Source organism: Pseudovibrio sp. WM33, assembly GCF_001623165.1.
Lineage (GTDB): Bacteria > Pseudomonadota > Alphaproteobacteria > Rhizobiales > Stappiaceae > Pseudovibrio.
The window spans coordinates 1,441-25,426 of sequence record NZ_LMCK01000121.1 but is presented as its reverse complement, the minus strand read 5'-3'; the positions used below and the strand labels follow the sequence as shown (position 1 = coordinate 25,426).

At 50.0% G+C, this 23,986-nt stretch carries 21 protein-coding genes and 1 pseudogene; 10 read left to right on the top strand and 12 right to left on the bottom strand.

The window, feature by feature from the left end:
* Positions 1 to 25 precede the first annotated feature (25 nt).
* Entirely contained in the window at positions 26 to 799 is a 774-nt protein-coding gene (locus PsWM33_RS21150) for a transposase (RefSeq protein WP_063301548.1), read from the top strand.
* A gap of 56 nt (positions 800 to 855) precedes the next feature.
* Here PsWM33_RS21150 and PsWM33_RS21145 read toward each other — a convergent pair whose 3' ends face one another.
* Genes PsWM33_RS21145 through iolD form a run of 4 tightly spaced genes read right to left on the bottom strand, consistent with a single transcriptional unit; the run spans position 856 to position 5,429 of the window.
* On the bottom strand, positions 856 to 1,686 hold the full coding sequence (locus PsWM33_RS21145) for a class II fructose-bisphosphate aldolase (RefSeq protein WP_063301547.1): 831 nt from the start codon (positions 1,684 to 1,686) through the stop codon (positions 856 to 858).
* 10 nt (positions 1,687 to 1,696) lie between these two features.
* Complete coding sequence (locus PsWM33_RS21140; protein ID WP_057465087.1) at positions 1,697 to 2,539, bottom strand: 5-deoxy-glucuronate isomerase; 843 nt, start codon at positions 2,537 to 2,539, stop codon at positions 1,697 to 1,699.
* Positions 2,540 to 2,541: 2 nt separating this feature from the next.
* On the bottom strand, positions 2,542 to 3,546 hold the full coding sequence (gene iolC, locus PsWM33_RS21135) for a 5-dehydro-2-deoxygluconokinase (protein WP_063301546.1): 1,005 nt from the start codon (positions 3,544 to 3,546) through the stop codon (positions 2,542 to 2,544).
* Entirely contained in the window at positions 3,546 to 5,429 is a 1,884-nt protein-coding gene (gene iolD, locus PsWM33_RS21130; RefSeq protein ID WP_193778443.1) for a 3D-(3,5/4)-trihydroxycyclohexane-1,2-dione acylhydrolase (decyclizing), read from the bottom strand. Before iolD ends, iolC begins: the two co-directional genes overlap by 1 nt.
* A 586-nt stretch (positions 5,430 to 6,015) precedes the next feature.
* Between iolD and PsWM33_RS21125 the strand changes: the two genes are divergently transcribed.
* Complete coding sequence (locus PsWM33_RS21125) at positions 6,016 to 6,909, top strand: sugar phosphate isomerase/epimerase family protein (protein ID WP_063301545.1); 894 nt, start codon at positions 6,016 to 6,018, stop codon at positions 6,907 to 6,909.
* 9 nt (positions 6,910 to 6,918) lie between these two features.
* Positions 6,919 to 8,076, top strand: coding sequence for a Gfo/Idh/MocA family protein (locus tag PsWM33_RS21120; RefSeq protein WP_063301544.1), 1,158 nt, complete (start codon positions 6,919 to 6,921; stop codon positions 8,074 to 8,076).
* A gap of 68 nt (positions 8,077 to 8,144) precedes the next feature.
* On the opposite strand, the gene PsWM33_RS21115 is transcribed toward PsWM33_RS21120, so the two are convergent.
* From PsWM33_RS21115 to PsWM33_RS21090, 6 genes are all read right to left on the bottom strand, one after another.
* On the bottom strand, positions 8,145 to 9,146 hold the full coding sequence (locus tag PsWM33_RS21115) for a LacI family DNA-binding transcriptional regulator (RefSeq protein ID WP_063301543.1): 1,002 nt from the start codon (positions 9,144 to 9,146) through the stop codon (positions 8,145 to 8,147).
* Between the two features lie 157 nt (positions 9,147 to 9,303).
* On the bottom strand, positions 9,304 to 10,326 hold the full coding sequence (locus PsWM33_RS21110; protein WP_446737455.1) for an ABC transporter permease: 1,023 nt from the start codon (positions 10,324 to 10,326) through the stop codon (positions 9,304 to 9,306).
* Between the two features lie 13 nt (positions 10,327 to 10,339).
* Positions 10,340 to 11,323: an ABC transporter permease gene (locus PsWM33_RS21105; protein WP_057465082.1), complete on the bottom strand. Its 984-nt coding sequence runs from the start codon at positions 11,321 to 11,323 to the stop codon at positions 10,340 to 10,342.
* A gap of 14 nt (positions 11,324 to 11,337) precedes the next feature.
* On the bottom strand, positions 11,338 to 12,120 hold the full coding sequence (locus PsWM33_RS21100) for an ATP-binding cassette domain-containing protein (RefSeq protein WP_057465081.1): 783 nt from the start codon (positions 12,118 to 12,120) through the stop codon (positions 11,338 to 11,340).
* A 123-nt stretch (positions 12,121 to 12,243) separates the two neighbouring features.
* Entirely contained in the window at positions 12,244 to 13,173 is a 930-nt protein-coding gene (locus PsWM33_RS21095; RefSeq protein ID WP_063301542.1) for a substrate-binding domain-containing protein, read from the bottom strand.
* A gap of 704 nt (positions 13,174 to 13,877) precedes the next feature.
* Positions 13,878 to 15,053 carry a phytanoyl-CoA dioxygenase family protein gene (locus tag PsWM33_RS21090; RefSeq protein WP_063301541.1) on the bottom strand — a complete coding sequence of 392 codons (1,176 nt, stop codon included), beginning with the start codon at positions 15,051 to 15,053 and terminating at the stop codon, positions 13,878 to 13,880.
* Positions 15,054 to 15,139: 86 nt separating this feature from the next.
* On the opposite strand from PsWM33_RS21090, the gene PsWM33_RS21085 reads away from it, so the two are divergent.
* Positions 15,140 to 16,153, top strand: coding sequence for a LacI family DNA-binding transcriptional regulator (locus PsWM33_RS21085; protein ID WP_063301540.1), 1,014 nt, complete (start codon positions 15,140 to 15,142; stop codon positions 16,151 to 16,153).
* A gap of 89 nt (positions 16,154 to 16,242) precedes the next feature.
* Here PsWM33_RS21085 and PsWM33_RS21080 read toward each other — a convergent pair whose 3' ends face one another.
* Both PsWM33_RS21080 and PsWM33_RS21075 read right to left on the bottom strand, forming a co-directional pair.
* The gene (locus PsWM33_RS21080) at positions 16,243 to 17,316 is read right to left on the bottom strand and encodes a sugar phosphate isomerase/epimerase family protein (RefSeq protein ID WP_063301539.1); all 1,074 of its coding nucleotides are present in this window, start codon (positions 17,314 to 17,316) and stop codon (positions 16,243 to 16,245) included.
* Between the two features lie 67 nt (positions 17,317 to 17,383).
* Positions 17,384 to 18,442: a LacI family DNA-binding transcriptional regulator gene (locus PsWM33_RS21075; RefSeq protein WP_063301538.1), complete on the bottom strand. Its 1,059-nt coding sequence runs from the start codon at positions 18,440 to 18,442 to the stop codon at positions 17,384 to 17,386.
* Positions 18,443 to 18,631: 189 nt separating this feature from the next.
* On the opposite strand from PsWM33_RS21075, the gene PsWM33_RS21070 reads away from it, so the two are divergent.
* The 6 genes and pseudogenes from PsWM33_RS21070 to PsWM33_RS28525 form a co-directional block, all read left to right on the top strand.
* Positions 18,632 to 19,873, top strand: coding sequence for an ABC transporter substrate-binding protein (locus tag PsWM33_RS21070; RefSeq protein WP_063301537.1), 1,242 nt, complete (start codon positions 18,632 to 18,634; stop codon positions 19,871 to 19,873).
* 77 nt (positions 19,874 to 19,950) lie between these two features.
* A complete protein-coding gene (locus PsWM33_RS21065) occupies positions 19,951 to 20,847 on the top strand; it encodes a carbohydrate ABC transporter permease (protein WP_063301536.1) in 897 nt (298 codons plus the stop codon).
* Between the two features lie 10 nt (positions 20,848 to 20,857).
* Positions 20,858 to 21,790, top strand: coding sequence for a carbohydrate ABC transporter permease (locus PsWM33_RS21060; protein WP_063301535.1), 933 nt, complete (start codon positions 20,858 to 20,860; stop codon positions 21,788 to 21,790).
* 4 nt (positions 21,791 to 21,794) lie between these two features.
* Positions 21,795 to 22,880 carry an ABC transporter ATP-binding protein gene (locus tag PsWM33_RS21055; RefSeq protein ID WP_063301534.1) on the top strand — a complete coding sequence of 362 codons (1,086 nt, stop codon included), beginning with the start codon at positions 21,795 to 21,797 and terminating at the stop codon, positions 22,878 to 22,880.
* A 19-nt stretch (positions 22,881 to 22,899) separates the two neighbouring features.
* A complete protein-coding gene (locus tag PsWM33_RS21050; RefSeq protein ID WP_063301533.1) occupies positions 22,900 to 23,655 on the top strand; it encodes a sugar phosphate isomerase/epimerase family protein in 756 nt (251 codons plus the stop codon).
* Positions 23,655 to 23,986, top strand: a pseudogene (locus tag PsWM33_RS28525) (Gfo/Idh/MocA family protein); the annotation flags it as partial. The gene PsWM33_RS21050 and the pseudogene PsWM33_RS28525, both read left to right, overlap by 1 nt.

Here is a 23,986-nt window from a genome sequence, read left to right as displayed (position 1 = left end):
CTAACTTTCAAACCGGACCACTCAAGTGGGGCTGATCAGGGGCTATGCTCAAGCGAACGGACTTCATCACATCCTCAGGGAAGGAGGGGATTTTCTTGTGCGCACCGGTTGGCGCAAGGTTCGTTTGCGCCAACCCGATGACGCGCCGTTTGACCTGTTGACCGTACTGCCTGAAGCTGACTATGACAGGCCAGTTGATCGGCAGGTTACTATTTTGGGAAACTCAAAGGATCGAGATATTCCCGCCCACCTGATCATCCTGCGCAAACCGCCTGAAGCCACAGACCAAGAACGAAAACGCCTGCGCCGAACAGCAAGCAGGAAATGTAGAAAATTGAACCCCGCCTCACTCATCGCCGCTGAATACATGTTGTTGTTGATATCCTTTCCAGAAGATCAGTTTGACGCTGCCAGCATTGCCGCGCTCTACAGGGTTCGCTGGCAGATTGAGCTCGCCTTCAAGCGCCTTAAAAGCCTCATCCATATCGACCGTCTGCCTACAAAGAACCCAGCTCTTGCCAGAACCTGGTTGTTGTCACATCTCATCTTAGCTTTGCTGATTGAGCGTCAAAGTGAAGAATTCATGACTCATTCTCCTCAAGAAGAGAGTTCAAAGCAACGTTATCCGTCCAGATGGAGGTTACACAAGCTGATCATTCAAGCCTTCATTTCAGCCATTCAGGGAGCCTGGGATCTGACCCGCATCACCGCCAACCCCTGTCGCTTTTGGCAAAGCATATGCGAGCCTCCGAGAAAGCGAAAAATTCAACGAATACCGCAACGTAACGCCTTAAGTTAGCGCCTATGAGGCTAATCCCCCCTCTTGAGAGCTTATCTGCTCGAGACCGAGACATGCTATGCCATACTTATATCCAGCATGACTTTCTTAGCTGCCTGTTTGACGCTTTCTTCTGCTTGCGTCAGGAGTTTTATCCGGTCAAAAATCTGTGCGTCCTCATTCAGACTTTTCCGAAGCGACTGTCCGAAAGCCATGCGAACTTCAGTACCAATGTTGAATTTGCAGATCCTTGTTTCTTTTGCCAATTTTTGCCTGATTATTGATGGAATTCCAGAGCCTCCGTGTAGCACGAGCGGAATGTTGGTGACGTTTTCAATGGCGTGGACCAGATCGAAATCGATCATTGCTGCTTTTTCTTGTTGCAAGTGCACATTACCGACAGAGATTGCGAGCGCATCGGCATTACTTTCCTTCGCAAACTGCGCGGCTTCTTCAGGTTTTGTCCCTGAGGACACAGCGCCCTCAGCATACCCAACAAAGCCGACTTCTCCCTCCAGAGAAACACCATATGGCTTAGCGCTTTCAGCGATGGACTGCATCAGGCGAATGTTTTCCTCTAGAGGAAGTTTGGAGCCATCAAACATGACGGAAGTAAAGCCAAGGTCTATTGCTTTCAGACAATCCTCAACTTCATAGCCATGGTCAAGATGAGCAACCACTGGCACAGAGGCTGCTTCGGCTAAAACTCTAAACATTGGTGCCAGAACTTCCAATGGAGTATGGGCGCGACATCCAGGACCTGCCTGCAGAATAACCGGGCAGCCGATCTCTTCGGCAGCCTCCACAAATGCACGTGCATCTTCCCAGCCCAAGACAACAAAGCCAGCAAGTGCTGTCCCATTGTTCATAGCTGGGGCTAAAACGTCTTTAAGGTTTGCAATAGGCATTACTGTATCACTACTTAAACTTGGCGATCATGTCTTTGATGCCTGGGATCGTTTCGACCTGATATGCGTGCGTTGGCTGGAAATGCTGCACCAGTGAACGTTGACTGAGGCCGCCGAGAATTGTGAAGTAATACATTTCATAGCCCGGTGCGGCGACACAAGGATGGTAGCCCTTATCGATAACAAGAGTTGATCCATCTACGATGTGATAGGCTTCCCCGACTTTCCCATCTTCTTTCTGAAGCAGCTGCATTCCAAAGCCGTGTCCGGGCCGGAAGCGGAAGTTGTAAGTTTCGTCATGCCGTGTCTCATAAGGCAAATTGTCTGTGTCATGCTTATGAGGAGGAAATCCTGACCAGCCGCCTTGCCCTACAGTAAACAGTTCGGAAACCAAGAGACGGCCAACTTTATCGTGATATTTGGTTCCAAGTATATGCTTGATTTTACGATGTGTTTTCGTGTCATCTGAGCCGTACTGAACAACATCCAGGTCAGATGATGTCACCGCAAATGGTGTCAGAACACCGTCATATCGCGCTCCAGCGATGAACACTTCGGCGGCATCACTGACGCAAACAATTGTTGTTTTCGCTCCGGTCGGGATATAGACCCCTTCAGGCTCGCCATCCCAAACATCTACGCCGCGACCGCCTATTCCATTCCAGTTCAACCCTTCGCATTCAACGTTTACCGAGCCAGTTGCAGGTACGATGCAAGTTTCATAACCGGGAACTTGATAGTGGAATGCTTCCCCTTGCTTCAGCTTTACGATGTTGAAGTAGTTTAACGGAACGCGGGCATCATCAACGTCTACGATGGGCTTATTTTGATTATTATATGGAGGGATATGCATGCTTAGTCCTTCGTCAAACTCAATGTTTCTTCTACGGAAATGCTGTGTTGTTTCAGAAACCTAACCAGCTCTTTTTCATCGGGCATTGCTGTTGCACAGCCAACCTTGGACACCACAATTGCTGCGCAGGCAGACCCGCGAAAAACGCTTTGCTGCAAGGTCTTTCCATTTGAAAGTGAGGATAGAAAACCACCTAGAAATGCATCTCCTGCACCCGTCGGCTTCACTGCAGAAACAGTGAATATGCCGGTCTGAAATGACTCATTTTCAGTGTAGGTGGTTGAGCCTTTCGAGCCCATTTTGTAAATGCAGATACAGTCAGATCTGTTCGCAAGTTCGTGGGCAAACTTCGGGCCATTAGCCATGTTCCCAGCCATGAAACCAAACTCCTCGTCATTCCCTACAATGACATCACAGAGTGAGCTCATGCGTTTATATATGTCTGTGGCTTCCTGTGCAGATGCCCAACTGTAGGGGCGGTAATCGATATCAAAAATCGAAACCAATCCCTCAGCTTTTGCTTTCTCCAAGGCGTAAAAAGTCGCTGTGCGAGATGGCTCGGAGGCCAGCAAAGTTCCTGTGGTTACGATTGCATCAAACTGAGAGAAATCAACAGCGTCTACATCTGCTTCGCTCATCATAAAATCTGCTGCACCATTTCGGTAAATGGTCGTCTGATGGTCGAGCAAACGTGCTTCCGAGAGCGCAAGGCTGTTTCTGTATTCTCCGCCAATTGGGGTGACGTACTTGTGAACTATTCCGTACCGCTCCAATTGATTGACGCAGTAACGTCCGATTGCATCGTCAGAAACACGGGTCAGCAACGAGACGTGGCACTCTTGCCGGCGCAGGGCGACTGCAATGTTTGCAGCTGATCCGCCCAGATGCACAGACATGGTTTGCGCATCTTCAATTGATGTGCCTGCAGGTTCTGGCGTGAGGTCCATGCCTGCACGCCCGACAACCAGATATCTTTTCCCCTGCAGCTGTTGCAAAAGTCTGTTCATTACACACCCACACGCTGGTTTATGCGACCGGCTTCCCACTCTTCGCGTGCGGTGCGTACGTTCTGACTGTTAGAAACTTCGGGCAGTCCAACTTCCCACCATGCATGACCTTCCTGTGTCCATCCTTCATAAGGATCGACCTGAATAGAAATGATCGTGGTTCGGTCTGCTGCCTTTGCCCGTTTGAACGCTTCACACAGCTCTTCAATCGTCTCTACGGTTTCTGCCAGTGCACCTTGAGCTCTTGCGTGCGCAGCAAAATCCACTGCAACAGGGTTTGTAATTGTTGGTGAATCTTTGATCAGGTTGTTGAAAGAGGTGTTGCCGGTGTTGTTCTGAAGTTTGTTGATCACGGCAAAGCCACCATTGTCGCAAACCATGACAATGAGCTTCTTTTCGGTCAGGACGGAGGAATAGATATCCGAGTTCATGAGCAGGTAGGAACCGTCACCAGTAAACACGATGGTATCCTGATCGGGCTCTTTCTCGGATTGAGCGATACGTGCACCCCAACCGCCAGCAATCTCGTAGCCCATGCATGAGAAGCCGAATTCGACATCAACCGAGCCAATGGCTTTGGTTTGCCAATTAGCGGTGACTTCGGCAGGTAGGCCGCCTGCAGCTGCAACAACCCTGTCATTGGTGTCACATAGGTCGTTTACGGCGCCAATGACCTGCGCATAGCTGTTGGGTCCATTTGCGGGGTCAACATTGTGCTTCACATAGGAGCGCCACTCTGCTTTCTCCTGTTGCGCAAATGCAGTCCATGTCTTTGGGGCCTTGTACTGCTTTAAGGATGCAATAAACGCAGACAAACCTAATTTTGCATCACCCACGACAGGGAGCGAACGGTGTTTGCTTGCATCATGACGAGCAGCATTAAGGGAAACAAACCGAGCATCTTTTCTGAAAGCGGTCCATGACCCGGTGGTAAAGTCCTGCAAACGTGTTCCAACAGCAATAATCACGTCTGCATCAGCAGCAATTGCATTTGCTGAGTTTGAGCCTGTTACGCCGATTGGTCCGCAATTCAGCTCGTGATCTGACAGCAGGTTTGCACGGCCCGCTATTGTTTCTGTAACCGGAATTTGTGTCTGCTCAGCAAACGCAAGCAACTCCTGCGCTGCGTCAGAATATTGCACGCCACCTCCCGCTATGATCACAGGCTTTTCGGCGGATTTAATTAATGCAATCGCGTCATCAAGCTCGCTCGTATCAGGTGCTTGGCGGCGGATGCGGTGAACTTTTTTCTCAAAGAAAGCAACAGGGTAGTCATAGGCCCAACCTTGCACGTCCTGCGGCAGGCCCAAGAACGCTGGACCGCAATCTGCCGGGTCAAGCATGGTCGCTATCGCAGCTGGCAACGACTGAATGATCTGCGTTGGATGTGTAATACGGTCCCAGTAACGTGAGACTGCGCGAAAGGCATCATTCACTGATACAGTCGGATTACCATAATGCTCAACCTGTTGCAGCACCGGGTCTGGCAATCTTGAGATGAACGCATCGCCACATAACAGTAGCATTGGAAGCCTGTTTGTGTGTGCCAACGCAGCTGATGTGACAAGGTTTGTTGTGCCTGGTCCAGCTGAAGCCGTGCAGAACATGAATCTCTTACGTAAATGATATTTGGCATAGGCTGCAGCAGCAAAGCCCATGCCCTGTTCATTTTGACCTCGATAAAGCGGAAGTGTATCGCGATGCTCATATAGTGCCTCGCCCAAGCATGACACATTGCCGTGACCAAAAATTCCGAACCCACCTCCGCAGAGCAGCACTTCGTCACCGTCAATACTTATGTACTGGTTTGCAAGATACCGGATGATCGCCTGCGCCATAGTCAAACGGATTGTGCCAGTGGTGATTTCACTTTTTGTGGTCATGGTGTCCCTATTTCCTTCCGCCTGCAATTGTCGCCTTGTTCCGCCACAATTCGCGGTCCCATCAACTCGTCTATTGACGCCGTGGTATTTTTGAAGGATACCTATTTTGCAACCGGTTGCAACAAATCTTTTCTGGGAGATGTATTTTGACCCAACTGGAACTGCGCTGATGAGAGGTAACTACAGGTGAGAGATCTATGAGATTGCGCTGAACTATCCGCATCTTTCTCGCGATCAGATCTTAGGATTTCTCGGAGGGGTTACACCTACCTGTTCGCAGTAAGAGGGGCAAAATAGCGTTTATATCGAGTGTAGAATGATTTTTTTGCCCGTTCATATGTGAACACGTCGTTTGCGCGACTTCATGTTCTCCAGAGGTTCGGGCTTGAAGAAAGGCTGCAGGTTTTCAGATGAGAGGGCCTTACGTTCGATATAGTTTCAGTCTGGTCAATGCTGTGGCAAATCATATTGAAACCGCTTTCAATTTTCCATACCCCTCCTCCGGCCTGAACATAAGTCCGCCACAGCAGCATGATGGCACCAGTAGATTAGCAACATCGCTCTAAGTACAACAAAGGGATGAAACGTGGGAATTAGAATTGGTAATGCGCCCTGCTCATGGGGGGTAGAGTTCGCAGATGATGCACGTAACCCGAGCTGGGAAAGCGTTCTCGATCAATGTGCCGCCGCGGGCTACAAGGGCATCGAACTTGGGCCGATTGGTTATATGCCAGAGGACCCGGCAGTGCTGAAGGATGCGCTTGTGAAGCGGGATCTGGAACTGGTTGGGGGTGTCGTTTTCCGGCCATTTCATGATCCGAAAGCATGGGAGGATGTTTGGGATGGCGCGAAGCGGACCTGCGAAGCCCTGAAGGCTCATGGTGCCGAGCATCTTGTGTTGATTGACTCGATTTCCCCACGGAGGGCGCCAACTGCCGGACGTGCGAGTGAAGCCGAGCAAATGGATCTGCAGGAGTGGACTGCATTCAAAGAGCGTATCATGACAGTTGCGCGTATGGGGGCCGAAGAATACGGCCTTACAGTCGGCATCCACGCGCATGCCGCAGGCTTTATGGACTTCGAGAGTGAGTTAGAGCGCCTCCTGGCTGAAACCGATCCCGAGTTACTAAAAATCTGTTTAGATACTGGCCACTCTACATATGCTGGCTTTGATCCGGTTGCATTCATGGACCGCCATATGGACCGCATTTCTTACATGCACTTCAAAGATACATCGGCATCGGTAAAGGCAGAGGTTATAACCAACAGGATTGGTTTTTACGACGCATGCGCTCAAGGGATTTTCTGTACCCTTGGTGAGGGAGAAGTGAATTTCCCAGCAGTGCTTGAAAAACTGCGCCAGGCAGGCTTTGAAGGCTGGTGTACGGTTGAGCAAGACTGCGACCCACAAGGTGACACATCTCCGATTGATGATGCTAAACACAATCGTAACTACTTGGAATCCATTGGCTTTCACTGAGGAAACATCATGACTAAATTAAACTGGGGTCTGATTGGAGGCGGCGAAGGAAGCCAGATTGGTCCTGCTCACCGTCTAGGGGCATCCGTTGACGGTTTGTTTCAGCTGGCGGCGGGCGCTCTGGATGCAGATGCAGCAAAAGGGCGCATGTTTGCTCAGTCGCTGGGTATTGCAGAAGACCGGGCTTATGGTGATTGGCAGGAAATGCTGGCCGTTGAAAAAACGCGCAGTGACAAAGTTGATCTTGTGACTATTGCAACACCAAACGCAACGCACTTTGAGATCACCAAAGCCTTCCTCGAAGGTGGCTTTCATGTGCTGTGTGAAAAGCCGATGACCATGACTGTCGAAGAAGGCGAAGAGATCGTAAAGATCAGTCGCCGGACTGGCAAAAAGTGTGCAGTAAACTTTGGCTATTCAGGATTTTCTTTGGTTCGCCAGATGAGAGAAATGATTGCCGCAGGTGAACTGGGTGAAGTTCGCCTTGTAAAAGCAGAGTTCGCGCATGGTTTCCACGCCGACGCAGCTGATGCCGATAATCCACGCGTTCGCTGGCGCTACGACCCTGCTGCTGCTGGCGTTTCTGCTGTGCTAGCTGATGCAGGTATCCACGCGCTGCATATGGCCTGTTTTGTAACCGGGCAGGAAGTATCGACTGTCTCAGCTGACTTTGCATCGACTATTGCCAGCCGCGAACTGGAAGATGACGCAATGATCAACTTCCGAATGGATGGTGGTGCAGTCGGGCGGCTCTGGACATCAGCAGTTGCCGTGGGGCGTATGCATGGCCTGAGCTTGCAAGTGTTTGGTGAAAAAGGTGGTTTGGCCTGGCAACAGGAACACCCCAACCAGTTGTACTACACACCATTGAATGGTCGCACCCAGATCATCGAGCGCGGTGCTGGCGACTTGTATAATGCAGCCCAAAACGCATCGCGCGTAACAATTGGCCACTCCGAAGGCATGCCCCTGGCCTTTGCAAATATCTATTGCGACCTTGCAGAGATGATCCACGCGGACAAAGCCAGCGGATCTTCTGAGGGATCAGCTTTCCTATTCCCAAGCTGTGAAGATGGTTTGCGGTCTATGGCAAGTGTTTATGCGGCAGTAAAGTCAGCGCATGCAGCTGGTGCATGGCAAGACGCAGTCCCAGCCCTGCTGAAGTAACACTTTTGAAAAGGGGCCGTATACTTACTGGCCCCTTTTTTGTAGGCGCCCCTAGTATTTGCCAGCAACTAAGCGGCCTTTAGTAAAAGTGTTCCACGTTCAACCACACGGCATGGAAACATACGTGTTTCAGGAATCCGATCTGGATCTTCCAGGCAGTCAACAAGCAGCTCAACAGAGGATGAAATGATTTGCTGAACAGGTTGATGGATGGTTGTCAGATTGATATTTGCCCAACCTGCCATTTCCATGTTGTTGAAGCCAATAAAGCCTATTTCTTCCGGTACTTTTAGACCAGCGGTCTGCGCGGCACTCAATGCTCCGATAGTAAGCACGTCATCACCACAAAAATAAGCGTTAGCGCGGTCTTTCAGCAAGATGCTCTGCATCGCTTTCCTGCCTGCATCATAAGAGTAATCCTCCGCAAAATTGACGGATAATTTTACACTAGGATGCTCAGCGAGAACTCGTTGAAAGCCGAAGAGGCGATCCTGCGTAGATGACGCATTTTCCGGCCCACCCAAAAATCCAATATGCTCATACCCTTTAGAGAGCAAGAGCTCCGCAGCCAACTCACCGGCGTAACGGTTATCAATGCCTACGGTGTGCACAGTCGGCGTCGCACTGCATCGCCCAAAGGAATGCACAACCGGAATTTTTGCATGCCGGAATGATTCAGCAAAATCAGGAGGGAGAGTGGAAGACGCTACAATTACCCCATCAACGCTGTATTGCAGAAGCATATCGAGTGATTTAGCCGGATCAACCTCACCTGAAAGGTTTACGAGAAGAGGCCTGAGCCCTTTTGCCTGCAATGACTGCGTAAACAGATCAAAGACCTGCAGAAAAACTGGGTTATGGAAATTGTTGGAAACCAGACCAATGAGCTTTGTCCGCCGCGTTGTTAAGCTGGAAGCTAAGACATTGGGTCGGTAGCCCAGCTCTTGTGCTGCTTTCTCGACTTTTCGGCGAGTTTTTGCAGAAACGCTTGCACCTTCCGTAAAGGAGCGCGACACCGCTGAAGCAGAGACCCCGGCACGCAATGCAACATCTTTTAGCGTAACAGCCATCCTCTGCCTTTTCGTTTTCACGCATCTGGAAGATACAAATTAATCCGTTCATCAATGATGGCCCAAGTAAAAAAACACAATTAAATTCTGGTGTTATTACTTGGTTATCCCTTCGAAACTGGGAGCAGATCTCCCAGCTTCGAAGTTTTACATATCATCAGGCTGCAACTCGCTTTTGGCGATAAGTATCTGCCACTACGGCCACAACAATCAGAACACCTTTCACGATATTGATGTAATAAACATCGATACCTAAGAAGGTAAATCCTGACGTCAATGTACCCAAAATAAGCACACCAATGATGGTGCCCATAATGCGACCACGACCTCCGAAGAGAGAGGTTCCACCAATCACAACTGCCGAGATTGCATCCAGCTCCAACATCAGGCCAGTGCCAGATTGAGCGGTCATTGCGCGCGAGGTTTGAACGATGGAGGCGATGCCGTAGAGTGCGCCAGCCATGGTGTACACAAGGATTTTGTGTCTTTTGACGGCAATGCCTGCAACACGGGCTGCATCTTCATTTGAGCCAATTGCATAGGTACGGCGCCCATAAACCGTGTACTTCAAAAGCACATGGAAGACGCCAGCAACAATCAAGAATGTTATGACTGGCCAGGCTCCGGAACCGAAGATAGCAAAATCCTCAGTCAGGAAGCTCACCTGCTTGCCACTTGTATACCAACGCGCCAAGCCACGCGCTGCGACAAGCATCCCAAGGGTCGCGATAAACGGCGGAATTGCGGTAATGGCAATTACGCTCCCGTTGACAAAACCAAGCAGCGCTCCGACCGCAATGCCTGCGAGTACCGGAAAGATGATCGGCAGATCTGTAAGTGCTGGATAGACAGCTCGGGCATACTCTGAGCTTTGTGCCAGAGAGGCCGCTACGATGCCGGCGAAACCAAGAATGGAACCACCGGAAAGATCGATGCCTGCCATGATGATAATCTGACCAACGCCAATAGCAAGAATGCCAATGATTGCCATCTGCAGGATCATGATGAACAGACGTTGACCGTTGAAGATGAAAGTCTGCTCAACGACAAACCAGCCCAAAACTTCAAAAATTGCGGCGATTCCGACGAGTACCAGAAGAATACCCGTGTCCTTTGGAAGACGCTGAAGGAGAGACTTTTGCGTTTCGGCTGAGCCTAATGTTGATGATGAATTAATCAAGATGGCCTCCGAACTATGCCTTACGAGCCTGCCGACGCTGGTCAGCGATAACGGCAGCAACGATGATCATGCCCTTGGCGATTTCCTGATAATAAAAATCGATCCGCAGGAAGGTGAAACCTGATGTGATAACGCCGAGAATGAAGACGCCGATAACGGTCCCCGAAATCTTCCCTTTGCCGCCGAACAATGACGTTCCGCCAATGACGGCTGCGGAGATTGCATCCAGCTCGTACATGAAGCCCATGCCAGGCTGGCCCATTGTCGCCCGCGCACTCATAACTATGCCAGCAAGACCGGCAAGGCCACCCGCAATCGAATATACAAGAACCTTATGGCGGTTTACTTTGATGCCGACTATTCGGGCCGCCTCTTCGTTGGATCCGATCGCATAAGTCCGGCGCCCATAAACCGTGTGCTTCAAAAGAATATGAAAGAGCACAGCAACACCGAGGAAAATCAGGACCGGATTAATCCCTTGCCCAATCGCCGTATATTGCTCGGTCAAACCAAAGATTGGCTGGCCTTCTGCATACAGCACAGCAAGCCCACGAGCTGCAACAAGCATCCCCAGTGTAGGAATAAACGGGGGAACACCGGTATAGGCGGTGATGGCTCCGTTGATACTTCCTGCCAGTAGCCCAACCCCGATACCTGCCAGCAGAGGAACAATAACAGGCAGATCTACAATGCCTGGATAGAAGATGGAAAAGCCGCCAGACGCCTGCGCAAAGCTCGCTGCCACCATGGCAGAGAGTGCTGCTACGGACCCGCCCGACAAGTCGATACCAGAGGTAATGATGACTTGCGTTACACCAACAGCAATGATGCCGATGATAGATACCTGAAGAACAATGATAACGAGCCGCTTAGAGTTTGCCAAAAAGCTTTGCCCAACGAAAATCCAGCCCAGGATCTCAAAAAGCGCGGCAATTCCGATCAAAACCATCAAAATGCTCGCCTCCTGAGGAAGCTTTCGGATTGCGGTAGTGTTCATCTACGTGCTCCCAATTATATGTAGCTGGCGTTTTCATGCACGCCAGTTTTCACACCTGTAATAAGGGAGACAATTTCGTTGCCATCCGTCTTGTCTGCATCCACAACACCAACAATCTCACCGCGTCGGAACACAAAAATCCGATCTACAAGATTAAACACCTGACGTAAGTTGTGGCTGATCAGGATCAGCGGAACACCTTGTTTTTTCAGGCGGCGAATGATGTTTTCGACCTGCGTGGTTTCCTGAACCCCAAGTGCTGCGGTTGGCTCATCCATGATAATGAGTTTTGAGGCAAAGGCTGCAGAACGTGAGATTGCAACGCACTGGCGCTGACCACCGGACATTTTACCAATTGCGTTGCGCAAGTTGGGAATCTTAACAGCGGTCTTCTCAAGGCCTTCTTTGGCTTTCGCCAGCATTTTCTTCTCATTCAGAAAACTGAAGGGCCCGAGATTGAAATAGACTTCTTCACGTCCAAGGAAGATGTTGGCTGGAACATCCAGATCGTTTGCGAGTGCCAGATTCTGAAATACAGCTTCAATACCTGCTTCCCGAGCATCCAGAGGGCTTTTGAAGCTGACCTCCTTTCCGTCGAAGAACATCTGACCAGAAGAAGGCTGCTCAACGCCAGTGATTTGGCGAACAAAGGTGGACTTCCCTGCCCCGTTATCACCAACGATTGCGATGTGTTCGCCTTCACGGAGCTCAAAGTCTGCACCTTTCAGAGCTTGCACTCCACCATAGTTTTTGCAAAGACCTTGCGTTCGCAGGACGATCTTTCTCGCATCATTCATTGTTCTTTTCCTCACCAGGGCTGAGATAAAATCGGTCAAACCGACATCGCGGCCAATAGACTATGAGTTGCAAAGCGAGCAGCGCTCCGCACAGATGCACGGAGCGCCCTTACTGAAAGCCTGCTATTGGCTCATGTAGGATTTATGATTGTCCTGAGTGACCAGTTCGAACGGAATATTGATCCAGTTTGGCAGAGCTTCGCCGCTCATAGCTTTCACAGCAGCATCAACAGAGCCAGTTGCCTGCCCCTTGGCATTCTGGAAGACAGTGACATCCAGCTCATTTTTACTCAGGGAAGCAAGAGCGTCATCCGTTGCATCAACGCCAGCAACCAGAACATCATCCATATTCACGCCAGCAGCTTTGAGAGCCTGCACCGCGCCAAGAGCCATCTCGTCGTTGTTGGCAAATACGATATCGAATTCAAGACCAGAGCTGAGCCAGTTTGACACGACGTTGTTTGCTTCTGTGCGCTGCCATTTGGCTTCCTGCTCCGCAACAAGCTCGATGCCGTTACACATGGAGAGGCTCAGGACTTCGCGTACGTCTTCAGAACGAGTAACAGCAGCTTCGTTTGAAAGAATACCCATCAGCATAACCGCTTTACCAGTGCCTGCCGCCTGCTTGCACACTTCAAAAGCTTCCAGCGTGCCCGACCAGGTTTCATCGGAACCCACAAAGGCAGCCTTTTCACCCAGCGCATCCAGATCTGCAGGGCGACGGTTCACATAGATCAACGGAATACCCGCTGCTTCTGCCATTTTGGTAATTTGAGGGGTCGCTGCTGCACTTACCGGAGCTACGATAATTGCAGCAACGTCAGAGGCAATAAAGTTCTGAATTTGGCTCAACTGCATGCCGACATCTTCTCGGGCATCTTCGATCTGAATTGAATGCCCAAGTTCTTCTGCGCGATCTTTGGCCGCCTCTCGCAGAGCTGTCTGGAAATTATCATCAAAATTTGGACTTGAAAAACCGATAGTGTCGGCGCTTACGGCTGTTGCCATCATCGTGAACGCAGCGACTGCTGCCAGTAAACCAGTTTGTTTCATAGTTTCCTCCCATTTGCGTTAGCAACCGATTGCAAGAATTAATGAAGCGAATTTGGGAGCCATATCAACACCAGAACCCAAATAAACACTATACTCACCAAATCTTTCCTACCGATCACTACGGGATTAAACTAACCTAACAATTACCAATATTGCAACCGCTTGCATTAAATTTACTATTTTGATGATTTGAAGTAGCCGTCTGCAGCTTCAAACAAAGAGATTAACATCAGCTCGGAAAACAACAAAACAGCCACGACGCCTACATCAAGCAGGCAACACCGCAACTGAATGGCAAGATAGGACGCTCACACCGATTGGTTGCACGTGTGGATGCGGGAAGACGGCCTGTCTGTTTTAGACTGCTCCAGTTACACTGCTTTTGCCGCGCAGTACCACGGCATAAGGTCGTTGTTATGGTTGATCTTATGATCGCAATCTCAAAGGGTGATTTGTTTGACGCCAAGCTAATCGCCGGACAGCCAGATGGGGAGCGAAGCAGCCGTCAATGCGACTAAGGCCATCATTCCCCCCCCCACCAAAAACCAGCTGAACCTTGGTTAGCGCCACCAGCAAGTCCAGTGATCGCCAAAAGTCAGCGCTGAGTTATTCCTTGATTGGATTCTTTCACAGCTGGGCTGAGTGCGCTAAACGGATGGCGGTACTGTCAACAAACAAGATCGCTGCGATTAGGGAAATGGGCTTTACGGTAGCCGGTGAGCGCTTTGTTTGTTCAGTTCCTTTGTGAACATTTCCACGGTCATCCCTTCATTCAACGCGCGTTTCAATAGCATTTGCTGAGTTTCAGGAGCTAACCCGCCGACTGGTGGGTCCAAATCCAGATTGGTTGGGAACGAGTACCCTTCTCCGCAACATGCTATCGCCGCGTCAAGATGCTTGCCTGATAGCACCCCTTGCTCAGTCAGATGCTTCAGGGCCGGAAAAACCTTAGAACACATAGCACTCCGGTCAACACTTTCCATGGCACGACCAAACGCAGAAGAGACCTGAAGCAAGTTCACCATGCGATGGATATCAGTCGTGGTGTTCGCTCCAGCTGCATGGAATAATGCGGGATTGAAGAAAACCGCATCTCCCTTTTCGAGTGGAAGCTGCACATAGTTAGCCTCGAAATACTCCCGGAACTCATCTCGCCTCCACGCCACATAACCAGGCAAGTATTTTTGTGAAAACGGCAGCAACTTTGTTGGTCCGCTTTCAAGGGGCATATCACAGTGAGCAATCGCGCCCTGCAAGGTCATGTAGGGTGACAGGTGATGGACATGAGCCGGATAATCCTCGCAAACCTCAGCAGTTTGAAAGCCCAGATGATAATCTCTGTGCGCTTGCTGTGCTGCCCCTCCCGGATGGACCAGATTGACCTGTGTCGTCATCTGATAATTCAGACCCAGCCAGCTCTCACAGACCGCGTCAATGAGCGGATTGGCAAAGTAACGAGCAAATACAGATGGATCTGCCAAGCATAGCTTCTGCAGGCTGTTCCAGATACGATCGTTCGCACCAGCTGCTGCAAAATGATCACCGCCACTACCGGAAGATCTCTCAGCAGAAATAATGCTCTCAAATATCTGCGTAGCTTCGTCTATCGCTGCGATATTTTCTGCTGCTCCTTTAATCACCAGAACACCAGCTGTATTTTGCAAAACACTAGCCCACTCTGACAACAAACTTCTGCGCTTGGATGTGTCTTCAAGCATATTTCGCAGGTTCGCTGCGCTGTAAATAGGGATATTGCTTTGCACATGGGTGGCGTTGGGAACTATCTCAGCGGACAGCTCCTGTTCCACGAGTGCCTTGAACTCGTTTAAGTCACAGGCCGATTGCCTGTAAAATCCATCAATTTGTTTGCTACTGACCATCTTAGTCCCTCTCCTTGATGTATCAGGCCTTAAATAAGCAAAATGTTGAATTGCCAGCCATATGCATTTCCATCAAGAATCCATCAATGACGCATCGTTTCCCTGTTAAAGAAATCGCTCTTCAAGCTGGATTAAGTACAGCAACGGTTGACCGCGTACTTCACAGCCGCACAAACGTAAGTCTGCAGTCTGTCCGCAGAGTACAAAACGCGATTGCAGATTTGCACTTGCAGGAAAAGCAATTGTCTGCACGCGGCAAGAAGCTCTTTATCGACTTTGTTGTCGAAGCTCCGGACCGCTTCTCCTCTGAAATACGGCGCGCTGTTGAAAGTGAAATTGGCAGATCAAACCCTGTCGTCATCCGGCCGCGTTTCATCATGCAAGAGCATATGCAAGAGGCTGAGGCCGTGAGTTACCTCAAACGCATTATGACTCACGGTAGTAATGGGGTTTGCCTGAAGCTGCGTGACACGCCAAAACTCAGAGACATGATCAAAGCGCTCTCAGAAAGGAATATTCCTGTCCTCACGATGTTCACCGATATTCCGATTTCAGAACGACTGACATACGTTGGGATTGACAATGCAAAAGCGGGAAAGACTGCAGCTTACCTGATCTCAAAGACGCTGCATTCTGCTGGCGGAACCATATTGATGAGCCGCAGCCACGAGCATTTTAAAGGTGAAGAAACACGCGCAATCAGCTTTCGATCATGGCTCACACGTAATCGTCCAGACCTGAAATTTGTTGAAACCACAGGAGGTTCTGGAGTTGATCATAAAATTGAAAAAGACCTAGCCTCTATTCTTGAGAAAGAGCAGAACATATGTGCTGTGTACTCCATGGGCGGAGGAAACAGGGCAATTATTCAAATGCTTGAGCAGTATAAGATGTATCCAGACAGCTACATTGCACATGACCTTAATCAGGAAAACAAAGCATTGCTCAACGCGGGCAGAATTTCATTTGTACTCCATGACGAGATCACTCAGGATATCTCGGCTGCCTTTTTTCACATCAGTCGTGCAAACAACATAGCCTTGACGGAACCTTCAACTCCCAATGGCTCCGAAGTTCATATAATCGCACCTGAACTTTAAACGAGCTAAGCCCCGCTCACCCACGCAATGTGCCTTTCCGGGCATGCAGCCTGATTTTGTGTATCCCGGCTGCCTATTTGGTTGTCAGCTTATTGAACGCTTTTTAGCTCTGAAATGCCAAGAATGCGGCGGTTGGCTGCCTCATCCGTTCCTGCATCCGCAAAGTCATCAAAGGCGCGCTCAGTGACGCGGATAATGTGGTCTTTTATGAACTGTGCCCCTTCTCTCGCCCCGTCCTCAGGGTGCTTGAGGGCACATTCCCATTCCAGCACGGCCCATCCGTCAAAGTTGAGAGCGGCAAGCTTGGAGAAAATTGATTTGAAGTCCACCTGACCATCACCCAGAGAGCGAAAACGGCCTGTGCGGTTCTCCCAGCTCTGATAGCCGGAATAAACGCCTTGCCTGGGCGATGCATTAAACTCGGCATCCTTGACGTGGAACATTTTTATGCGGTCGGCATAAACGTCAATGAAGCCGAGGTAGTCCAGTTGCTGCAGCACAAAGTGGCTTGGATCATACAAAATATTCGCGCGGGAGTGGCCTTTCACTTCAGCCAGGAACATCTCAAAGGTGACGCCGTCATGCAAATCCTCTCCCGGATGTATCTCATAGCACACGTCAACATTTGCTTTGTCAAAGGCATTGAGGATCGGCATCCAACGCTTACCGAGTTCTTCGAATGCAGTCTCAATGAGACCAGCCGGGCGCTGTGGCCACGGGTAGACATAGGGCCATGCTAACGCCCCCGAAAACGTGGCATGAGACGTGAGCCCCAGATTTTGCGAGGCTTTAGCCGCCAGAAGCAATTGTGAGACTGCCCATTGCTGCCGCGCCTTAGGGTTGCCATGCACCTGAGGCGGCGCGAACCCGTCAAACATCACATCATAGGCGGGGTGAACTGCGATCAACTGGCCTTGCAGGTGGGTCGAAAGTTCGGTGATTACAACACCATGATCAGCTAGAGTCCCCTTCAACTCATCGCAGTAGGTTTTGCTTGTGGCCGCCTTTTCAAGGTCAATCAAACGCTCATCCCAACTGGGAATCTGCAGGCCTTTGTATCCCAGATCAGCAGCCCATTTGGCTATTGACCCAAGCGTGTTAAATGGGGCTACATCTCCGACAAACTGCGCTAGAAAAAGCGCGGGACCTTTGAGCGTTTTCATCACATAATCTCCCAATATTCCAATGGCTTGTATGGATTAAATATGAGTGCCTTGTGGCGTTTGGCTGTTACAAGGTGCGCTGTTTTTCGCTAACAGGCGCTGTGCTTCGCCTTTCAATCAACTCCACTGGCAGAACCGTTCGGCGTGCAGCAGCTTCGCTCTCGGCACGGTTTTCGACTTCTCCGGCAATGCGGCGTAGCAGCTTACCGGCGGCTTCCTGCCCAATGCGGAATCTGGGCTGGCGGATCGTTGTCAGTGAGGGGATAAAACGTTCGGCAATTGCGATGTCATCAAAGCCGACGACGGAGACATCTTTGGGGACAGAGAATCCAAGTCGGTCAAGCTCTGATATGAACCCAAAGGCAATCTCATCACTCATGCAGAACATTGCGGTTGGGCGCTCTTCCAGTGCGCACCATTGGTGTGCTGCCTGTACGCCTGCTTCCAGCGAGAAACCGCCTTCAATCAACCACTCTGCGCGGAGTGGCAGAGAATATCTTAAAATAGCTGCCTCAAACCCTTCCTGACGGGCGGCTGTAAGCCTGTTTTCAGCAGGGCCTCTCACCAAGCCGATGGCTTTGTGACCAAGCGTGTGTAAGTGGCTCACTGCCAACTGAGAGCCTTGGTGATTATCAACCCGCACCGATCCGAAACGTGGGTCTGTGCCCCACTCACAGCAGTACACGACAGGTGGCAATTCTGCGGATACGGAACCGTCATTTAGGTTCGTGAGATCCAATGTCCCATCCAGCACCAGCAAACCATCTGCCTGATTCATCGACAGGTAATCATAGGCTTGTTCACGCTTAAAACCTGTTTGAAGTATGTCCACCACCAACAAGCTCAGTCCCCCTTTGGCGAGCACACTTTCAATGCCGGAAAGTATTGAAGAAAAAAACGGATTGCCCAGATTAGGCACAAGAGCAACGACCGCTCCTGCCTCCTTTTTCCTCAAATTTCGAGCAGTTTGATTGATGCGATAACCGGTGACACGAACAGCAGCCATCACCTTTTCTCGAGTTGCTTTATTCACCTTCTCAGGCTTGCTAAGAGCTCTGCTTACCGTAGCTGTAGAAACACCTGCGACAATGGCAACATCCTGTACTGTAACAACTTTTGAAGTCATACGTTGACCGATACTATTTATGGACAGTTACTGGCCAATAATTACTGTTGACTCAGCGCATTTTCACTGACTACGATATATATGTAATCGATTGCAGTCAAAATAAAACTATCATAAAGCTACTGTGATTGACGTCATGATCGGGTTGGGAGGCCTGATCATCATTCGAATTATTGGGAGGGTAATTCAATGCTTAAGGTCAAAGGATTTTTAACCGCAGCAACTATGCTCGCCGGTGCTTCTTCTGCTTATGCTGCTGATTTGGAAGTGACACATTGGTGGACTTCTGGTGGGGAAGCCGCTGCTGTGAAAGTGTTTGCTGATGCAGTCACAGGTGCCGGGCATAATTGGGTAGACAGCGCGATTGCAGGGGGCAGCAATGCTCGTCCGATCATCATAAGCCGTATTTCTGGTGGTGATCCAATGGGGGCGACCCAGCTTAACACAGGGCGTGATGCTGAAGACCTGATCAAAGCAGGCCTGATGACAGATCTTACTGAGATTGCCGAGAAAGAAGGTTGGGCTGATTTCATTCGCCCAGCAAAACTGCTTGAGAGCTGCACTTACGAAGGTCGCGTCTACTGCGTGCCGGTCAACATTCATTCATTCCAGTGGATGTGGTTGAACCGTGGCGTTTATGAAAACAATAACTTAGCTGTTCCGGCAAATTGGGAAGAGTTTATTGAGACCGCACCCAAACTGAAAGAAGCAGGGATTACGCCTCTGGCCGTTGGTGGTGAGGCCTGGCAGCTCACCGGCATGGCGAATGTCTTTCAGGTTGCACTAGGTAGCGTTGACCTTTACCGGCAAATTAAAGAGCAAAAGAGCGTTGAGGCGGCGGGCAGCCCTGAAATGCGAAAGGTGTTTGAAGCTGTTGCTGCCGCACGTGGATTAGTCGACAGTGGCTATGTTGGCCGTGCATGGAACGATGCAACAAACATGGTCATCACTGGTAAAGCTGGCGCGCAAATCATGGGTGACTGGGCTCAAGGGGAGTTTTCTTTGGCCGGGCAAACAGCTGGTAATGAGTATGATTGTCTGCCGGGTCTGGGCGCTAATCCTGTTCTTGATACCGGTGGGGACTCATTCTTCTTCCCGAAACCGAACGGAGACCAGCCTGAGATCGTTGCAGCTCAGTTGGAAATGGCTTCCTTGCTGGTTTCCAAGCAGGTTCAGGTCGATTTCAACCTTCGAAAAGGTTCCCTTCCAATCCGTGGCGACATCAATCTTGATGATGCAAATGCTTGCATGAAGAAGGGTATCTCCATTCTGGCAAATCCGGAAAATATTTTGCCCGGATCTGAGCAGGCTTTTTCTTCTGACACACAAGGTCAAATTGAAGATTTGTGGGTGGAGTTCTTCAGCTCGCCGGAAATGAGTGTCGAAGAAGCGCAAACTCGCTTTGTCGAAATCATTGAGTATGCCGATTAATGGCACCTCTCCTTTAAAAACAGTTGGAGGGTCGGTCTTCAGGATCGGCCCACCTGACTTGCGTCGGAGATGTGTGAATGTCCATCGCCAAACGGCCAAACCCTTTATTTCGAAACCTTAATGCCAAGATTGCTGCATTGCCGATGATTGCCACAACACTTGTGGTTTTCCTTGGCTGCTCGATCTGGACAGTCATCTATTCCTTTTCCAAGTCCCGTGCCCTGCCAGTCAACGAGTTTGTCGGATTTGCACAATATGAGCGATTGTTCCGTACCTCTCGCTGGTTGATCTCGCTGGAAAACATCGTGATTTACGGAGTTCTTTCGCTCCTGATCTCATTTGTCATCGGGTTTATTCTCGCTGCTCTGATCGACCAGAAAATACGTTTTGAAGATACATTTCGGACGATCTACCTCTATCCCTTTGCTCTCTCATTCATTGTTACCGGCATTGTCTGGCAGTGGATTTTGAACCCAAGTCTGGGCATTCAGGAGACTGTACGATCATGGGGTTTTGAAAACTTCACCTTTGACCTGATCGCCAACCGGGGCACTGTGCTTTATGCCTTGCTGATTGCTGGCATCTGGCAAGGAACTGGCTTCGTCATGGTGTTGATGTTGGCTGGTATTCGCGGCGTTGACCAGGAGATCTGGAACGCTGCAAGAATTGATGGAATCCCGGTTTGGAAGACATACCTGTTTGTGATCGTTCCCATGATGCGCGGTGTTATGGTCACCACTCTTGTAATTGTCGCAGCTGGCATCGTTAAGCTTTACGATCTCGTCGTTGCGATGACACAGGGTGGTCCAGGCATCGCATCAGAGGTGCCCGCCAAATACGTTTATGATTTCATGTTCGCCAGAGCCAATGTTGGGCAAGCACTCGCCGCCTCTACAGTCATGCTCACAACCGTCCTCATCATCTTGATTCCGTGGATTTATCTCGAATACGGCAAGAAGAAAGCACAGAGGTAGAGGGGCTGATATGACTGTTGAATCCTTCGAAATTACTCGAGCAAAGCCCAGTAAGAGCTCCGCAAAGGAACCATCCGGCGCGAAACCACTTCGCCGCATCAACCCAACACGAATAATGCTCTACTCGGTTCTATTGGTAGCCGCTGTATATTACTTGCTACCACTCTATGTGATGATGATGACAAGCCTTAAAGGTCTTCCAGAAATACGTCTTGGCAACATCTTTGCTCCGCCAATGGAAGTTACATTTGCTCCCTGGGCTAAGGCTTGGGATACCGCCTGCACGGGTCTATATTGTGAAGGGCTGAAAGTTGGGTTCTGGAATTCCGTAAGGATCACCATCCCAAGCGTTATTATGTCCATCACCATCGCCTCTGTGAATGGTTACGCCCTTTCCAATTGGAAATTTAAGGGCTCTGAAGTGTTCTTTACCATTCTCATCTTCGGTAGTTTTATTCCTTACCAAGTGATGCTTTATCCGCTTGTGATTGTTACCCGAGAGCTGGGCATATTCGGGTCTCTTCAAGGCGTGATCTTCATTCACACCATCTTTGGAATGCCAATTCTGACACTCTTGTTCCGCAACTACTTCGCAGCTTTACCTGAGGAGTTGTTTAAAGCTGCTCGTGTGGATGGCGCTGGGTTCTGGGGCATCTTCCTGAAGGTGCTGGTGCCAATGTCTGCTCCGATCTTTGTCGTTGCGGTGATTTTGCAAGTCACTGGAATTTGGAATGATTTCCTATTTGGCGTCATCTTTGCGGGGGTCAAAAACTTCCCCATGACTGTTCAGCTCAACAACATCGTCAACACCACACAAGGTGTGAAGGAATACAACGTCAACATGGCTGCAACCTTGCTGACAGGCGCAGTGCCATTGGCTGTTTATTTCTTCTCTGGGCGCTTTTTTGTACGCGGCGTCGCCGCTGGTGCTGTGAAAGGATAATACAGTGAGCTCAATCAGCATTCGCGATCTGTCGCTAAAATTTGGTGAAGCTACTGTTCTCGATCAACTCAACTTGGATGTCGCTGAGGGGGAGTTCCTTGTTCTGCTGGGTGCATCAGGATGCGGGAAATCTACCCTGCTGAATTGCATTGCAGGATTACTGGATCTCTCCGAAGGCCAAATCATCATAAACGGCACAAACGTTACATGGGCTGAGCCGAAAGACAGAGGCATCGGCATGGTGTTTCAATCCTATGCGCTCTACCCGCAAATGACGGTGCGTGGAAACCTGACGTTTGGCTTGAAGAATGCCAAGGTGCCTCGTGAGGATATCGAGCACCGGGTAAACCGCGCAGCCCAAATGCTCCAGATCGAGCCCTTGCTAAACCGCAAGCCGGGGCAACTTTCCGGCGGTCAACGCCAACGTGTTGCCATTGGGCGCGCTCTTGTTCGTGATGTGGATGTCTTTTTGTTTGACGAGCCTCTTTCCAATCTGGACGCGAAGCTGCGTGCGGAGTTGCGTGTGGAGCTGAAGCGCTTGCATCAAAAACTACGCAACACCATGATTTATGTAACGCACGATCAGGTGGAAGCGATGACACTAGCAGACCGCATTGCGATTATGCGCGACGGTGTCATTCAACAGCTCGCAGACCCGTTTACCATCTACAATCAACCGGTAAACAAGTACGTGGCGAGCTTCATCGGCTCCCCGGCCATGAACTTCCTTGATGGTGCATATGGCATTGATGAACAGCCCAGTTTCACATCAAATAACCTGGATATTGCGCTAGGCCGCTACAACTTCAAAACCAGAGCAGAAGACAACAGACCAATTTATCTTGGCATCCGTCCAGAGCATGTTCACGTGGGGAATGCAGCTCAGGAGCAACCATTTAACTCCGACATATCAGTCGAAGTTGTGGAGCCCATGGGATCAGATACGCTGGTGTGGACCTCGCTGGACAATCAACCCTTCCATTTCCGTATGGACGGACAAGCCACTGTCAATGTGGGTGACCGCCTGCCTATCGGCTTTGACCCGGTTAAAGCCTCTTTGTTTGACAAGATATCTGAATTACGTCTCTAAACGCAGGAAATTGATCACAATGGATTTTTCCCTTCAGCTTTATAGTGCACGCAATGCTCAGCCACTGACTGAGGTTTTGAGCGGTCTGGCCAAAATGGGCTACACCCAAGTAGAAGGCTTTGGCGGGGTTTACGAAGATCCCAATGCTTTGCGACAGATGCTGGATGCCAACGGCCTTTCCATGCCCTCCGGCCATTTTGGAATTGATGAACTAGAAGCAGATACAGCACGCTATATTGAACTGGCAAAATATCTTGGAATAACGCGCATTTTCGCGCCTTTCCTCGCCCCATCAGAACGTCCACAAACAGAAGCAGGCTGGATATCTTTTGCTCATCGTCTCGCGCCAATCGGCACAAAAGTGCAAGCAGCTGGGCTGAGCTTTGGGTGGCACAATCATGACTTTGAGTTCCAGTGTGAATACGATGGGCGCACAGCAATGGAAATCATCCTCACTGAGGCGCCTGAGATTGATTGGGAAGCCGACATTGCGTGGATCATCCGAGGTGGCCATGACCCGATAACATGGGTTGAGCGCTTTGGCAGCCGCATCACGGCTGTTCATGTCAAAGACATTGCTGCCACTGGCGAATGTGCCGATGAAGATGGCTGGGCAGACGTTGGTTTCGGCACTGTACAGTGGCGCCAAATCCTCTCAGTTTTACAAGAGAAAAGCAGTGCTTGTGTTTATGTCATGGAACATGACAACCCGAGTGACTTTGCCCGCTTTGCACAACGCTCTTTGAACTCACTCAAAATGCTGGAAGGTGTTTGATGTTAGAAAAGCTTGGTATTGGCATTATCGGGTGCGGTAATATATCGGAAACCTACCTTACGCTTGGCCCTCTGTTTCATGGGTTGGACCTGAAGGCATTGGCAGACATCAATATGGATGCCGCACATGCTAGAGCTGCCGAATTCGGAGTGCAGGCCTACACCGTTGAGGAGCTATTGGCTGCCGACGATATCGATATAATCGTCAATCTTACAATTCCAGCAGCCCACTTCGAAATCAGCTGTCGGATACTCGAGGCTGGCAAACACGTCTACTCAGAAAAGCCGTTTGTTCTTTCTTTGAAAGAGGGGCAGGCCCTGCTTGAGTTAGC